Annotated in this window: 14 protein-coding genes; 11 read left to right on the forward strand and 3 right to left on the reverse strand. The window is 49.1% G+C overall.

Going from position 1 to position 14,077, the window contains the following annotated elements:
* Positions 1 to 87: 87 nt before the first annotated feature.
* On the reverse strand, positions 88 to 984 hold the full coding sequence (locus ACFPYJ_RS08140; protein ID WP_379187601.1) for an AraC family transcriptional regulator: 897 nt from the start codon (positions 982 to 984) through the stop codon (positions 88 to 90).
* Between the two features lie 128 nt (positions 985 to 1,112).
* Here ACFPYJ_RS08140 and ACFPYJ_RS08145 point away from each other — a divergent pair, with 128 nt between their 5' ends.
* The 4 genes from ACFPYJ_RS08145 (at position 1,113) to ACFPYJ_RS08160 (ending at position 6,650) form a co-directional block, all read left to right on the forward strand.
* Positions 1,113 to 1,895, forward strand: coding sequence for a phytanoyl-CoA dioxygenase family protein (locus tag ACFPYJ_RS08145; RefSeq protein ID WP_379187602.1), 783 nt, complete (start codon positions 1,113 to 1,115; stop codon positions 1,893 to 1,895).
* A gap of 274 nt (positions 1,896 to 2,169) precedes the next feature.
* Positions 2,170 to 3,915, forward strand: a complete 1,746-nt coding sequence (locus ACFPYJ_RS08150) for an ABC transporter ATP-binding protein (protein WP_379187603.1) — start codon at positions 2,170 to 2,172, stop codon at positions 3,913 to 3,915.
* Positions 3,908 to 5,716 carry an ABC transporter ATP-binding protein gene (locus ACFPYJ_RS08155; RefSeq protein ID WP_379187604.1) on the forward strand — a complete coding sequence of 603 codons (1,809 nt, stop codon included), beginning with the start codon at positions 3,908 to 3,910 and terminating at the stop codon, positions 5,714 to 5,716. The genes ACFPYJ_RS08150 and ACFPYJ_RS08155 overlap by 8 nt, the downstream gene beginning before the upstream one ends.
* 178 nt (positions 5,717 to 5,894) lie before the next feature.
* Positions 5,895 to 6,650 (forward strand): arylamine N-acetyltransferase family protein, encoded by a 756-nt coding sequence (locus ACFPYJ_RS08160; RefSeq protein ID WP_379187732.1) that lies wholly within the window; start codon positions 5,895 to 5,897, stop codon positions 6,648 to 6,650.
* An 8-nt stretch (positions 6,651 to 6,658) separates the two neighbouring features.
* On the opposite strand, the gene ACFPYJ_RS08165 is transcribed toward ACFPYJ_RS08160, so the two are convergent.
* Entirely contained in the window at positions 6,659 to 7,261 is a 603-nt protein-coding gene (locus ACFPYJ_RS08165; protein ID WP_379187605.1) for a DedA family protein, read from the reverse strand.
* 173 nt (positions 7,262 to 7,434) lie between these two features.
* Between ACFPYJ_RS08165 and ACFPYJ_RS08170 the strand changes: the two genes are divergently transcribed.
* From ACFPYJ_RS08170 to ACFPYJ_RS08200, 7 genes are all read left to right on the forward strand, one after another.
* Positions 7,435 to 8,421, forward strand: a complete 987-nt coding sequence (locus ACFPYJ_RS08170; RefSeq protein WP_379187606.1) for a Gfo/Idh/MocA family protein — start codon at positions 7,435 to 7,437, stop codon at positions 8,419 to 8,421.
* A 22-nt stretch (positions 8,422 to 8,443) separates the two neighbouring features.
* Positions 8,444 to 9,376, forward strand: coding sequence for an aldo/keto reductase (locus ACFPYJ_RS08175; RefSeq protein WP_379187607.1), 933 nt, complete (start codon positions 8,444 to 8,446; stop codon positions 9,374 to 9,376).
* The gene (locus ACFPYJ_RS08180) at positions 9,352 to 10,158 is read left to right on the forward strand and encodes an alpha/beta hydrolase (RefSeq protein ID WP_379187608.1); all 807 of its coding nucleotides are present in this window, start codon (positions 9,352 to 9,354) and stop codon (positions 10,156 to 10,158) included. Before ACFPYJ_RS08175 ends, ACFPYJ_RS08180 begins: the two co-directional genes overlap by 25 nt.
* Before the next feature lie 174 nt (positions 10,159 to 10,332).
* Positions 10,333 to 11,325 carry an aldose 1-epimerase gene (locus tag ACFPYJ_RS08185; protein WP_379187609.1) on the forward strand — a complete coding sequence of 331 codons (993 nt, stop codon included), beginning with the start codon at positions 10,333 to 10,335 and terminating at the stop codon, positions 11,323 to 11,325.
* A 209-nt stretch (positions 11,326 to 11,534) separates the two neighbouring features.
* Positions 11,535 to 12,014, forward strand: a complete 480-nt coding sequence (greA, locus tag ACFPYJ_RS08190; RefSeq protein ID WP_379187610.1) for a transcription elongation factor GreA — start codon at positions 11,535 to 11,537, stop codon at positions 12,012 to 12,014.
* Between the two features lie 188 nt (positions 12,015 to 12,202).
* Positions 12,203 to 12,556 carry an ASCH domain-containing protein gene (locus ACFPYJ_RS08195; RefSeq protein ID WP_379187611.1) on the forward strand — a complete coding sequence of 118 codons (354 nt, stop codon included), beginning with the start codon at positions 12,203 to 12,205 and terminating at the stop codon, positions 12,554 to 12,556.
* A gap of 6 nt (positions 12,557 to 12,562) precedes the next feature.
* Complete coding sequence (locus tag ACFPYJ_RS08200; RefSeq protein ID WP_379187612.1) at positions 12,563 to 13,009, forward strand: hypothetical protein; 447 nt, start codon at positions 12,563 to 12,565, stop codon at positions 13,007 to 13,009.
* A gap of 116 nt (positions 13,010 to 13,125) precedes the next feature.
* Here the strand turns inward: ACFPYJ_RS08200 and ACFPYJ_RS08205 are convergent, their stop codons facing one another.
* A complete protein-coding gene (locus tag ACFPYJ_RS08205; RefSeq protein WP_379187613.1) occupies positions 13,126 to 13,977 on the reverse strand; it encodes a helix-turn-helix domain-containing protein in 852 nt (283 codons plus the stop codon).
* Positions 13,978 to 14,077: the final 100 nt, after the last annotated feature.

Raw genomic sequence — 14,077 nt, forward strand, 5'->3', positions numbered from 1 at the left:
CAGACTTTACCTTCGATTGAACCTCATGATTATTAGACGACTGTGTCAGCTAAATGGTTTCCTTTCAATTACAATTTACGGACTCATTTAAGGATGGTGGACCTTCTGAACCCGGTAATCCCTAGGGGTTACGCCCATATGCTTGCGGAACGTTTTATTGAAGAAGCTGAGGTCGTTAAAGCCGGTTTCCAAGGCAACTTGGAGCACCTTCTTGCTGGTATCAGCAAGCAGAAGCTCCGAGGCATGGCGAATTTGAACCGTATGCTTGTAGTCGAGCAGGCTCATGCCGGTTGCTTCCTTAAACTTGGCCGTGAAGGACGATACGCTCATTCCGCAGAGTCTGCTGAGCTGCTTCAACGTAAGCGGCTGCTGGTAATGCTGCTCTACGAAGTTGCGGATGGATTCGATCCAGGCGATGTCGCTTATCTCCTCCCGCTTGGCATGCTTGCGATTCTCCTGCTGGTAACGGCTGAGCCAGACCAGACATTCGATGAAACGGGTTTTGATCAGGAGCTGGTAGCCCTCGCGCTTATGCTGAAACTCATCATTTATCATTTGCAGGTGGCTCTGGATATGCAGCATTTGTCCTGCCTGAAGCGGATGATAAGGAACGAAGGATTGGCTTTTCCGCAGGAAGGGCGCCAGATAGAAGAAGTTAATAAAGGAGGGAAGCTGCTGGAGCACCTCCAATTCTTTTTCCAGAAACGCCGCCTCGAAAAGCACGTTATACACGAGGGTATCTTCATCTTGTGAAGCCAGATAGCTGTGATAGACATTAGGCTCCAGGACGAAGACATCCCCTGCGGCAAGCTTGTAGTGATGCCCGGACACCTCATGCTCGGCATTTCCCTCCACAACAAATACGAGTTCAATAAAGTCATGCGTGTGGGAAGCGATCTGATTGCCTTTGTGAATCGTGCATAGATCGATATAGAAGGGAAAACGGTCATCCTGGAAGTAAGACTCTCTTGTATAGGTGGTCATCGTGGACAGCTCCCTTATTTGGCAGATCGCCTTACTTTTCTCGTCAATCATCCAAGAATACCGTTTCATTTTAAACTATTTTAAAGAGGAGGGAAATCTTATTCAAGTTCAAAGGGGAGAATTGATCGATGCTAAGAGGTCTGAAGGAAATGACGGAGGAACAGATACGCTTTTTTCAGGAAAATGGGTTTGTCCAAGTGGATGATATGCTTAGCCCGGCGGAAGTCGAGGAGCTGCGCGAGCATTTGAACGAAGTAATGGGAAGCACAAACGGTCATTCCACTCAGACATCGGAGCGGGGCAACACCTACTTCAATGTATTGAACCAGCGGGTGAACACTTGGAGAGACCATGGGGGAATGGCGCGTTTCATCCTGTCGGAACGATTGGCGGATGCTGCCAGGCAGTTGTCGGGTTATGCGGGGATCCGGCTGTTTCACGACCACGCGCTGTTCAAAATGCCGCAGGATTCCAAGCCTACGCCTTGGCATCAGGATTTGGGGTATTGGCCGATGAACGAGCAGCGGGCGCTCTCCATCTGGATCGCTCTCGATGATGTGGATGAGCATAACGGTTGTATGATGTTCGTGCCGCGGTCGCAGCAAATCAAAAATTTGAAAAACATTGATTTAGTCAACGCGCAAGATATCTTCCAGCAGGAAGGAGCGGCAGGGATTGACCGGAACACCGCAGCTATCGTCCGAATGAAAGCAGGCAGCTGCACCTTTCACCATGGCTTAACCTTCCACTATGCGCATGCCAACCAGACAGATCAGCCTCGCCGTGCGCTTGCAATCGTTTATATGGAGGACGGAACGACATTCAGCGGGGCAAGGCATATATGTACGGATGGACAGCCGCTGAAGCAAGGGGAGATTATTCGCGGAGGGTTGTTCCCGAAGCTGGCTTGAGGAGACAGATGGAATGTTCAAGAGAGCCATTCAAATCATTTTCAGGATTTGAACGGTTCTTTTTTTCGTTTATTGGGCAGGAGGGATCGGCATTAGTAAAGGGTTCATTCCATGCTCTCTGCGCAGCCAGCGTTAACTTTCATGATTTATTTAATTTATTATATATTCTATTTCACCAAAATGGTTCAAATTTACATGGTCTATTGATATAATTCAAATATAGGTTGCTCGGTACGGTTCCATATCACAGTTCATACAGAAAGGGATCCTGTAATTGAAATCACAGCGTCTGTTAGTCGATTTTGTGCGAGCCAAATGGTACATCTATGCTTCAGGAATTGCGTTCACAGCAGCAGCAAACATGATTCAATCCTACTTTCCGCATCTGCTTGGACGGTTTACCGACCAGCTTCAAGAGGGAGGCTTGACGCAGTCGGCTGTCATTGACTACAGTTTGATGCTTCTAGGCGTTGGCGTCAGCTACGGTCTTCTTGGGGGTATCGGCCAGTTTCACATTATGTATGTCGGCAGGCTGTTTGAATTCTTCACGCGAAAACGTCTGTTCGATCATTTCACGGCGCTTAGCGAGCATTTCTATTCCAAATTCGGGGTCGGCAAGCTGCTCAGCTATGTGATGAATGATGTAACGTCCGTGCGTGAATCCATTTCGATGGGTATCAACCAGACGGCAAATGCGATCTTTCTTCTCTTATCGGCCGTTACCATGATGCTCTTCAGCTCCATCCCGCTCTATCTGATTGGCGCCTGCGTCGTACCGCTTCTGTTCATCCCATGGATTGTCGTCCGGTTCGGGCCTCTTATCCGCAAACGCTCCTTAGCGGTCCAGGAATCGCTCGGAACGATGACGGAATCCGCGGAAGAGCAGTTCGGCGGGATCCGGGTAACGAAGAAATTTGCCGTTGAAACGATTATGAACGGCCGGTTCGGTAAGACCGTGGACCAGATTCGCGACAATCAGCTGAAACTCGTGCGTGTATCTTCGTTTTTTCAGTCCTTAATCCCGTTTCTTGGGGCCTTGTCTCTAGTGATTACGATTATATTCGGAGGGTACTTAACGCTGAATGCGAAGATGTCGCTCGGTAATTTCGTCGCATTAACCTTATACATCCGAATGATGGTCAATCCGCTCCAGCAAATTGGTAACGTTATCAATACCATGCAGCGGTCACGGGCTTCACTGGAGCGGCTGAACGATCTGTTCGCGATGAAGCCGGATATTGAAGAGATTGAACAGTCCACGGAGCTGGATTTTCATCAATCGGCCATACGGATCAAGGACTTGTCCTTCTCCTATCCGGATGCGAAGCAGGAAGCCCTGCATCATATTAATTTAACTATTGAACCGGGGAAAACCATCGGCATCGTTGGAAAAACCGGCAGCGGCAAAACCACACTGGTGAAGCTCCTGCTGCGTCTCTATGATTCGACTCAAGGGTCGATTCGGATCGGGGACGTCGATATTCATGACTTATCGCTGGAGAGCCTGCGCGGGGGTATTGCTTATGTGCCGCAGGACGGCTTCTTATTCAGCACAACGATACGGGAGAATATTGCCTTCTTCCGCCGGACCGCCTCTCTCTGTCAGGTGGAGAAGGCTGCCAAACAAGCGCAAATCTACGGAAATATCATTGAGTTTCCCGACAAGTTTGAGACGAAGCTTGGCGAACGGGGCGTTACGCTCTCGGGAGGGCAAAGGCAGCGGACCAGCTTGGCGAGGGGACTTATTAAGAATGCTCCGATTATGATCCTGGACGACAGCGTCAGTGCCGTCGATTCGGTAACGGAACGAAAAATCATGGATGCAATTCGGGCCGAGCGCAGGCAGCAGACAACGATCTTAATCGCTCACCGAATCAGCGCGCTCAAATACGCGGACGAGATTATTGTACTTGATGAAGGCCGCATTGTTCAGCGCGGCACGCATCAAGCTCTTCTTGAGCAAAAAGGAATCTATGCAACGCTCCATGCCATTCAGGAGGAGGGAAGTCAGCATGCGTAATGCCAGCCGGGATGTACAGGAGAAGCCCAAACCCAAGCCCAAATATAATTCGGCTTTTCGGTCCCTGTATGCCTATACAAAGCCGCATCAGCGAACCTTTAATTTCGTCTTTATTCTAATCGTGCTCGGTATCGCGGCCGACTTGTCGCAGCCTTATCTGGTCAAGATCGTCATTGATGATCTCATTAAAGCAGACGGTCAGACCGAATTCAGAACGGTCATCCTTATTTCCTTGTTGTATCTCAGCTTATCGGTACTGGGTCTTCTCTTTGGCTATATGCAAAATAACAGGCTTCAATTCGCGGCTCAAAGTATTGTCGCCAGGATCCGTAAGGATCTGTTCGGCCATATTTCAAAGCTGTCGATGTCTTATTTTGACCGAGTGCCGAGCGGCAGTCTCATCACCCACGTATCCAGCGATACGGAAACGCTGAACCAGTTCTTTAACCAAGTGCTGCTCAGCATGCTCAGAGACGGATTGACGCTCATCTTCATCATCGTGCTCATGTTCCGGCTCGACCAGGGTCTTGCGCTGTACTGTTTACTGCTGCTGCCGATTATCGCAATCATCGCAGTCGGTTTCCGCTCCTATATGCGCAAGACGTATCAGATTGCAAGAACGCAGCTGTCCCGGTTGGTTGCTTTTGTCGCGGAGAACCTGTCGGGGATGAATCTGATCCAGGTCTTTCACCAGGAGAAGGAGCAGCAGAACCAATTCTCCGACCGGAACCAATCGTACTTCCGGGCGAATCTTCGGGAAATACGGACGAATGTGCTGTTTAACCGATCCTTTGATATACTTGGAAATCTGTCAATTGCTTTCGTCACCTGGGTCGGCGGCACGGCTGTGCTGAACAAGAATATCGAATTTGGCGTACTGTACGCGTTTATCACGTATATTCGGATGTTCTTCCAGCCGATCAATACGATTACCCAGCAGTGGAATACGCTGCAATCCGCGACGGTATCGGTCAATCGGATATGGGGGATTTTTTCCATACAGCCTGAGGTTACCGACGCTGAAGCGGCGAAGACTATCAATCTGACGAAGGTTCAGGGGCGAATTGATTTTAACCGCATCCAGTTCTCTTATCAGGAAGGAATACCGGTCATTCGTGATCTGGATCTGCACATTAAGCCGGGAGAAATGATCGGGGTCGTAGGCACGACAGGAGCGGGTAAAAGCTCGCTCATCAGCTTGCTCTGCCGGTTCTATGACGTGAGCAAGGGCAGCATCGAGATCGATGGGACGGATGTCCGGGATATTCCGCAGGAGACGCTCAACCGGCTGATCGGTCTGGTTCAGCAAGAGCCGTATTTATATTCAGGCAGCATCATTGACAATGTGCGTCTGTTCGATGAGACGATTTCACGTGAGGCCGTCATACAAGCATGCATGCTTGTCGGGGTTAATGAACTCGTCGAACGGATGAAGGATGGCTATGATACAAAACTCTCTGAGCGGGGAAGCGGGCTGTCCGCCGGCGAGCGGCAGCTGATTTCTTTTGCGCGAATTATCGTGTTCGGTCCGAAGGTGCTCATTTTGGATGAGGCGACGGCGAATCTGGATTCCCAGTCCGAGCAGATGATCCAGCATGCCCTTAATATCGTGTCAGAGGGCCGGACGACGATCGTAATCGCGCACCGCTTGTCAACGATCATGCAGGCTGACCGCATTCTGGTCATGAAGCAGGGCCAGATTGTGGAGGAAGGCACTCATCCGCAGCTGCTTGAGCTGCATGGTTATTATGAACAGCTGTATCTGCACTCGCAGGGGAAAGCCATGATTGAAGCGGGGTAGGGACTCTCAGGAAGGATTCGGAAATAGCGCCTATATCCTCTAACGGAGGCTCATAGGCGCTATTTTGTATGAAGACTTTTCATGGGGAAGTAAAGGAAACAAACCCGAAAGCGTAGAAGAGTAAGAGCGGATGGTGAACGTGAAACGAACAGGAGCTGATCAAGTGAGCATAAAGAAAATGGAAGCCGGTGCTTATCTTAGCCGCATCGGATTTGAGGGAACGCTGGACGGCAGTGCAGAGACACTTGCCAAGCTGCAGGAATGTCATCTCCATGCGGTGCCTTATGAAAATCTGGATATCTATAACGGAGTGCCGCTTTCCCTTGAAGTCGAACAGCTCTATGACAAAATCGTCACCCGCAGGCGAGGAGGCTACTGTTTTGAGCTGAATGCCTTGTTTGGGTGGCTGCTCAGAGAGCTGGGTTATACAGTAACGGATTATGTTGCCAGGTTCTGGCGGGATGAGACGAATACGCCGCCCAAAAGACGTCATCATGTGCTAAAGGTGCAGGCAGGCGAGGGTTTCTATCTATGCGATGTAGGCGTGGGTGGAATTGTGCCGCGCAGACCGATTGAGATGATCGAGCTGAAGGAGCACCCGCAAGGGGTAGAGCGCTACCGCCTGGAGAGGGATTCGGATTACGGCTGGTTCTTGTGTGAGCAGAAGAAGGGGGAATGGCTCCGCATTTATTCCTTCACGGAGGAGCCTCAGCTGGCGAAGGATTATACGATGGCTTCCTTCTGGTGCGAGCATGCACCGGAATCGATTTTCAAGCAGGACATCATGCTGGCCGTTCGTACACGGGAAGGCCGCAACAGCGCTGCCGGCAAGGAATTCCGGATCTTCACAGCTGAAGGTGTACGGGTCTTCGTTCCGCAGACGGATGCCGAGTTTAAGGATGCTTTGGTTAAATATTTCGGAATATCGCTTTAATCGAGTTCTCAAGCCTTCATCTTCTTCATGAACAGAAGGCGATACAGGATAACCAAGAGAGCCGCAAGGCTCACGGTGAGCAGCAGACTGAATCCATAGTGATGAATGTAATGCTTGACTGTCTGCCAGCGATTGCCCAGCATGTAGCCGATATAAACAAAGATCGTGCTCCATAGGAGAGCACCCGTATAGGCATACAGCATAAAGGTGCGCAGATTAAGACGTGATATGCCGGCCAAATAAGCGGTCAAATGGCGAAGACCGGGTACGAAAAAGCCGACAAACAGCAGAAAATTACCGTACTTGGTCATCCATTTCTGGGCGGACTCGATCTTGCGATGAGAGATATGAAGCTTAGGGCCGTACTTAAGCAGGAAAGGAAGACCCCATTTGCTGCCGATGATGTAGCTTGCTGTAATTCCAGCTGCTGCTCCGATAAACGCGCTAAGGATAACGAAGGGCAGGATTAAATTACCGCTGCAGATCAGATAACCGGCATAGGTAAGGAGAGTCTCGTCCGGTACAGGCACGCCGACGATCCCAAGCGCAAGCGACAGGGTCAGACCGATATATCCAAAGCGTGATATGAGAAGATGTAAAGCATGTTCCAAGTGAAAAAGCCCCGTTTCTTGTTGATCTGCGGTGATTTGAATATATCTCAATGACAGCTTGAAAACAAGGAAGCGCATGCAGGATTGTTATATCACGTGAATATGTTTTATATTCCATGTGTACCGAAAATGGACTATACTAGGGGAAAATCCAAGAAAAAGGTGGTTCACACATGACTCGCAAACTTCGATGGGGAGTAATCGGTTGTGCCGGTATTGCAATCGGTTCCGTAATTCCCGGTATTCAGCAATCCGAAACAGGTGAAGTTGTCGCTATCGCAAGCCGTGGAATCAGCAAGGCGGAAGAGACGGCAGCGAAGCTTAATATTCCAAAGGCTTATGGAAGCTATGAAGAAATATTGCTAGACCAAGAGATTGATGCGATTTATATTCCGCTTCCGAACCATTTGCATATGGAGTGGTCCATTCGTGCGATTGAAGCAGGCAAACACGTGCTTTGCGAGAAACCGATTGCGCTTAATGCCCAAGAAGCTCAGCGTATGGTAGATGCAAGCCGCAAAGCGGGGGTTCACCTCGCCGAAGCGTTCATGTACCGGAATCATCCACGTTACGGGGAGATTAAAGAGATCATCAAATCAGGTGAAATCGGTGAAATCCGCGGTATCCACGGTACGTTTACGTTTAATAACGCCGGAGCTAAAGGCAATGTGCGTTATCGTAAAGAATGGGGCGGCGGTTCCATTTATGATGTCGGTGTGTACCCGATCAGCGCAGCACGTTTATTGTTAGGGGCAGAACCGGAAGCGGTTACAGTTCATGCGCTAATCTCGCCTGAGCATGACAATGTGGATATGATGGCTTCGGGTATATTAGAGTTCCCTGGCAATATAGCACTTACTTTCGACTGCGGCATGTGGGCAGCCTTCCGTAATACGGTTGAGATTCTGGGGACAGAAGGCCGTATTGAAATTCCGGGAGCCTTTGTCGGCAATCAGGATTTTATCGTTTATTCCAAAGACGGCAAGCGTGAAGTGACGCAGCCGCAATTAAATCAATATTCCCTGCAGGCGGACGAGTTTGCCCGCACCGTATGGGGAGAGACTGCCGGGAAATTTGCTCCTGAAGATGCAGTTGCCAACATGAAAGTCGTTGACGCTTGCTTGAAATCCGCTTATTCCCGCACTCGTGTACTTATCTAATTTAAAGGAGATGTTTAATTCGATGAAAAGCATAAGTCTGCAAGGGCTGGACAAAGGTGTATCCCAGCTGATCATGGGCTCCGATTATTTTGCTCCTGAAGTATATGAACTCGTATCCGCGAATCTGGATGCTTATACCGCTATCGGCGGAAATACGATTGATACCGCTTATATTTATTACGGCGGCAAAAGCGAGCAAGCGATCGGCATGTGGCTCGAAGAGCGTAAAAACCGCGACAGCATTAACGTATGGACAAAAGGCGGTCACCCGAACCAAAACGGTCCTCAGGTGAATAAATCAGCGATTTACAATGAATTGATGACCAGCTTAGATAGATTGCGCACGGATTACATTGATTTGTATGCGCTCCATCGCGATGATGTGAATGTACCGGTCGGGGAGATCCTGGAAATCCTGAACGAGCATGTGGAAGCGGGACGGATTCGTGCGTTCGGCGGTTCGAACTGGACAGCAGCAAGGCTGGAAGAGGCGAACCGGTATGCAGCCGAGCATGGTCTGCGCGGCTTTGATTTCAGCAGTCCTAACCTAAGCCTCGGCAAAGCCCAAGAACCGTATTGGGCAGATTGCATCAGCGTCGATGATGAAATGCTGGCTTGGCATGAACGGACGGAGCTTCCGTTATTCTCTTGGTCGTCGCAGGCCCGCGGCTTCTTCACTGGACGCTTTACGCCTGAAGACCGCTCCGATGCGGATTTGGTCCGTGTATTCTATAATGATGCGAACTGGGAACGGTACTACCGCGCGGAGAAGCTGGGTAAGGAGAAAGGCGTATCTACCATTCAAATCGCGCTTGCTTACGTGCTGAACCAGTCTTTCCCGACTGCTGCAATTATTGGACCGCGTAACGAAGCTGAGATGAAATCCTGTCTGGAAGCAACGCAAATTGGGTTAACACAGGAGGAAATCAAGTGGCTGGATCTGCGGACCAAATAATCGAACTGTGGCCGGAAGGCGCACCTCTTGCGGCAGGCAGCACAGACGAAGACCGCCCCGCCATAACGCCCTATTTGGTTGAAGGCATCGGCAAAGGAGCCGTTATCGTCTGCCCGGGCGGCGGTTATGGAGGCAGGGCGGATCATGAGGGAGAGCCGATTGCGCTTTGGCTGAATGGGCTTGGAATCTCTGCTTTTGTCCTGCGCTACCGGGTTGCTCCTTATCAATATCCTTGTGCATTAAACGACGTTCAACGGGCGATCCGCCATGTGCGGCTGCATGCAGAAGACTGGGGGATCGACAGCGGGAAGATCGGCGTTCTTGGCTTCTCGGCAGGCGGTCATTTGACGGCTTCCGCCGGCACGCTTTACGATTCAGGGAATCCGAATGCGGCTGATCCTGTGGACCGTCAATCCAGCAGGCCGGATCTTCTTGTTCTGTGCTATCCGGTCATTACGATGGAGAAGACTTATACGCATGAGGGCTCGCGGCATAATTTACTTGGCGCCGTGCCTGATGAGGCATTGGTCAACCGTCTCAGCACGGAACGTCAAGTCACATCCGACACACCGCCAACGTTTCTATGGCATACTTCCGATGATGGTGCGGTACCGGTTGAGAACAGTCTGGCTTTCGCTGCATCATTAAGCCGTGCAGGCGTTCCGTTTGACCTGCATGTCTACGAGAAGGGCCGTCATGGTTTGGGACTGGCTGCTGAAGATGAACATGTCGCAACATGGACAAGTGTTTGTGGATTATGGCTGAAACGGTATGGATTTTAGTCTGGTAAACAACATTGCCTTTCCTGTTACGAGGACCGCAAATCTGGTCCTCAAACGGGAAAGGTTTATTTGATAAAGTCCTCAATCCCCTTATTCGATCATCTTCGTTTATAAACAATAATGTGGTAATCTAAGAGCGTATGACCTGACTTTAATGAAGGAGCGAAAAGTTCAATGACGATTAGTAAAGCCTATGAAGGCACCTATCAAGGCGAGAAAGCGGTATGGTTTCAATTCGGCCGTTACGAGGCGGCTATTCTACCGGAAATCGGGGGCAATCTGATTGCTTTCCGGGACAATGAAAATAAGTATACTTTCCTTCACGAGCCAACTTTAGATGAGATGGAATCATTCAAAGCAAGACCTTTTATCCATGGTATTCCGGTGTTATTCCCGCCGAACCGTTTCGAGGACGGCAAGTTCCTGTGGAATGGACGCACGTACCAGTTCCCGGTGAATGAACCCGCAACAGGGAACCACCTGCATGGCTTTGTACATAGTGAGAAATGGGATGTAACTGACTTCGGAAGCTCTGCAGCAGAGAGCTTTGTAACCGTTTCCCTGACAGTGGACGAGCAGCACGCGGTATACAAATACCTGCCGCATAAGTTCACAATTAAATTACGTTATTCCCTCAGCGCTGAGGGCTTGTCCCAGCAAATCCTGGTCCGCAATGAGGGTCAGGACGTTATGCCCTGCCTCTTCGCTTTCCATACATCCGTCAATGCGCCTTTCGCTCCTGAGAGCTCGGCTAAGGATTACCGCGTCAAGCTGACAATCGGCGAGCGTTGGGAGCTTAACGAACGCATGCTGCCAATCGGCACGTATCAGCCTCTGACAGCCGATGAGGAGCTGCTTAAAGGTGAAGGCGTTTATCCATTCTTTGATTCCATGGACAACCATTACACCGCATCGGCCCAGAACGGCCGCAACCGGATGGAGCTTACCGATACGAAGCTTGGCGCAACGCTTGTTTATGATGTAGGTACATCGTACAAGCAGTGGATGATCTGGAACAATAATGCGACAGAAGGTTTCTTCTGCCCTGAACCGCAGATCAGCCTTGTGAATGCGCCGCTGGTAGATTTGCCTGCTGATGACATTGGTTTGTTCAGCTTGGCACCAGGTGAGATTTGGGAAGAAAGCGCAATTTTGTATGTGAAATAGTATTCATTCAATCATTCATTAGTAGATAATCCGCCGCATAAGGTTGAAGAGCATGCATGAATGCTCACTGCCTTTGCGGCGGATTTTTCATTTTCCAAGGGAATGGAAAGTTTTTGGTTCATCTTGTTTTCGCAAGATGGCACCGTATAGTGTACAATTGAAACAGAAATAAGATAAAAAAATCGTTAGAGGAATTGGGAGCTGTAGAAATGTCGCAAAATGAAAATGAAGTTATTTTAACCCCTGAAGGCTATGATAAGCTGGTACAGGAGCTGGATGAACTTAAAACGGTCAAACGCAGAGAACTGGCAGCTCGTATTAAACTGGCAATCAGCTATGGTGATTTGAAGGAGAACAGCGAATATCACTCCGCCAAGAACGATCAAGCCTTCATGGAGACAAGAATACTCATTATCGATAAAATGCTGAAAAAAGCAAGAGTGGTTGACAGCAAAGACACCTCAACCGTTCAAGTCGGCTCGATCGTCATCTTGAACGATGTAGAATTTTCGGAGAAAATCGAATATCGGGTTGTAAGCCCATCTGAAGCCGATGTACTCGAGAACCGGATTTCTTATGAAAGTCCGCTCGGGAGTACGCTAATTGGCAAAGCTGTAGGCGACATCATCAGCGTTAATGCACCTATGGGAGTCATTAAATATGAACTTCTTGAAATTAGAGCACTATAAACACACGCTATCCTAACCTTAAATGAAGTCAATGAACCAGCAAACACTAAAGCAGCTTTATGCTTTAGTGTTTTTTGATGCAGCCGGGCTTGCTCAGCCATGGATCTCCGATTCCGAATCGCCGGTAAGATGCAATCACTGTTAAAGTATGTTAAAGTGGTGAAATGAAAAAAGGAGGTTCTACATACATGCAAAATCAACACACACAAACCAATGAATTACCGCCAAAAACTTGTACCATTGAACGTCTGGTGACTGTTAAGACGGATGTACAGAAAGTGATTGACGGAGAGAAAACAGCGACTCGCCGCAACGGCCGCTACGCGGATGTCGGCGAGATCATGACACTTGAAGGCAAGCAATTTAGAGTGGATAAGGTGTATTCACAGTCACTTGGAGAGCTGACGGATGAGCATGCCAAGCAAGAAGGCTGCTCGACTGTTGAGGAGTATAAGCAATCTATCCTTTCGTATCACCCTGGGATGCCTTGGCTGCCGCATATGCGTGTTTGGGTTCACGAATTTAGTCCCGTTCAGGATTAGTAAACCGTGACGGTAGTGTACAAGCTGCTGTTGTATCTGCATATTTTGAGTGCAATTATCTCGATAGGCCCGTTTTTCGCATTAATCCCCTTGGTTAACAAGATGAGGGGAGCGGAAATCATCGAGCAAAATGCGTATGTCGTAATCTTCAGAACGGCCATCCGATTAGCCAAACATGCCGGACATGTGCTGGTCGCAACCGGTATACTGCTCGTTTATGCCGGATCCTGGTCCTGGAAGTCATCATGGATTATCATTACCGTCCTGATCTTACTGAGCTCCTTGTTCTTCCTGGCTCGTGCGTTTTCACCGAAGCTGAGGAAGCTCAATGAGCCTGACCAGGATAAAGGGAGAATTATCGGACTGCTTCGCCGGTCGATCTGGATTTATCTCGCACTTCTCCTTATTATGTTAGGGTTCATGGTCATGAAGCCTGACCTCTGGCAGCCGTGACCCTTATACTATGGAATCAATAATCGCCCTGTAAGAAGCGGATCTGCGCTTCATACTGGGCGATTATTAGTAGGAGCCAGCTCCCCTGGCAGCAATCAAGAAAGTTTCGATGTTTCTTATATGCTCTTCCTGCGAATGTCCGAGGGGGTCGTGTTCTTGATCTTCTTAAATACCCGTCCAAAATAGGTCATATTCGAAAATCCGACAAGTTCTCCAATCGTTGTAATCGGAGTGTCTGTGTCCAGAAGCAGCCGCTCTGCCTCCTGTACCCGGATCATATGGATATATTCGATAAAGGTTTTGCCGGTGACTTGTTTGAAAATACGACAAAAGTGATTTGGGCTTAAACTCACCATTCGCGCGGCTTCGCTGATACTGATGGTTTCATTGTAACGCTCTCGCAGCGTGTGCAGGAGACGAGTAAGGTCATGCGCTTTCTGTACCCGTGCAGTGGATACGGCAGCCTCCTTCTGAGCGTATCTGAAGTAAAGCCCGAAGATACGAAGCAGCTCCGCTTTGACAAGCAGCTCATAGCCGGCATCTTTGCGCTCAAATTCCTCCAGCAGTCTGGAGAAGGCGTCATTCATTTCCTCTATATAGGGATCTGATTGCCGCATAAGGCTTGGCCATCTCATGGGCTGATGCAGGTAAGGCATGAAATAATTGAGCTCCGTAATATCAAGTCCGCTTCCCCGAACCAAAGCTTCATTAAAAACGATACAGATCAGCTCCGTATCCGGGCTCAGCTTCGCAGCGCTGTGCAGCTGTTTGGAATTGACGAAAGCAAGCTCGCCTTTATTGAGCTGTTCATATGCAGCATCAATCTGAATGCGAATCTTTCCTTCCTTCACATATACCCATTCAATATGATCATGCCAATGCAGGCCGATGCCGGTAACCGCAAAAACATTAATGGGAAAGGATTGGTCCGGCATCCAAGTGTTTTCTTTATAAGGACTGACTGTCATCGGGATGACCTCCGTAAAAGGTGAGAATGGCAGTAGAAGGTACTTTACATACGATTTTCTCAACTTACCCTGATTAATAGACAATGTCAACGCTTCAAGT

Source organism: Paenibacillus solisilvae (assembly GCF_042656405.1).
GTDB classification, from domain to species: domain Bacteria; phylum Bacillota; class Bacilli; order Paenibacillales; family Paenibacillaceae; genus Paenibacillus_Z; species Paenibacillus_Z solisilvae.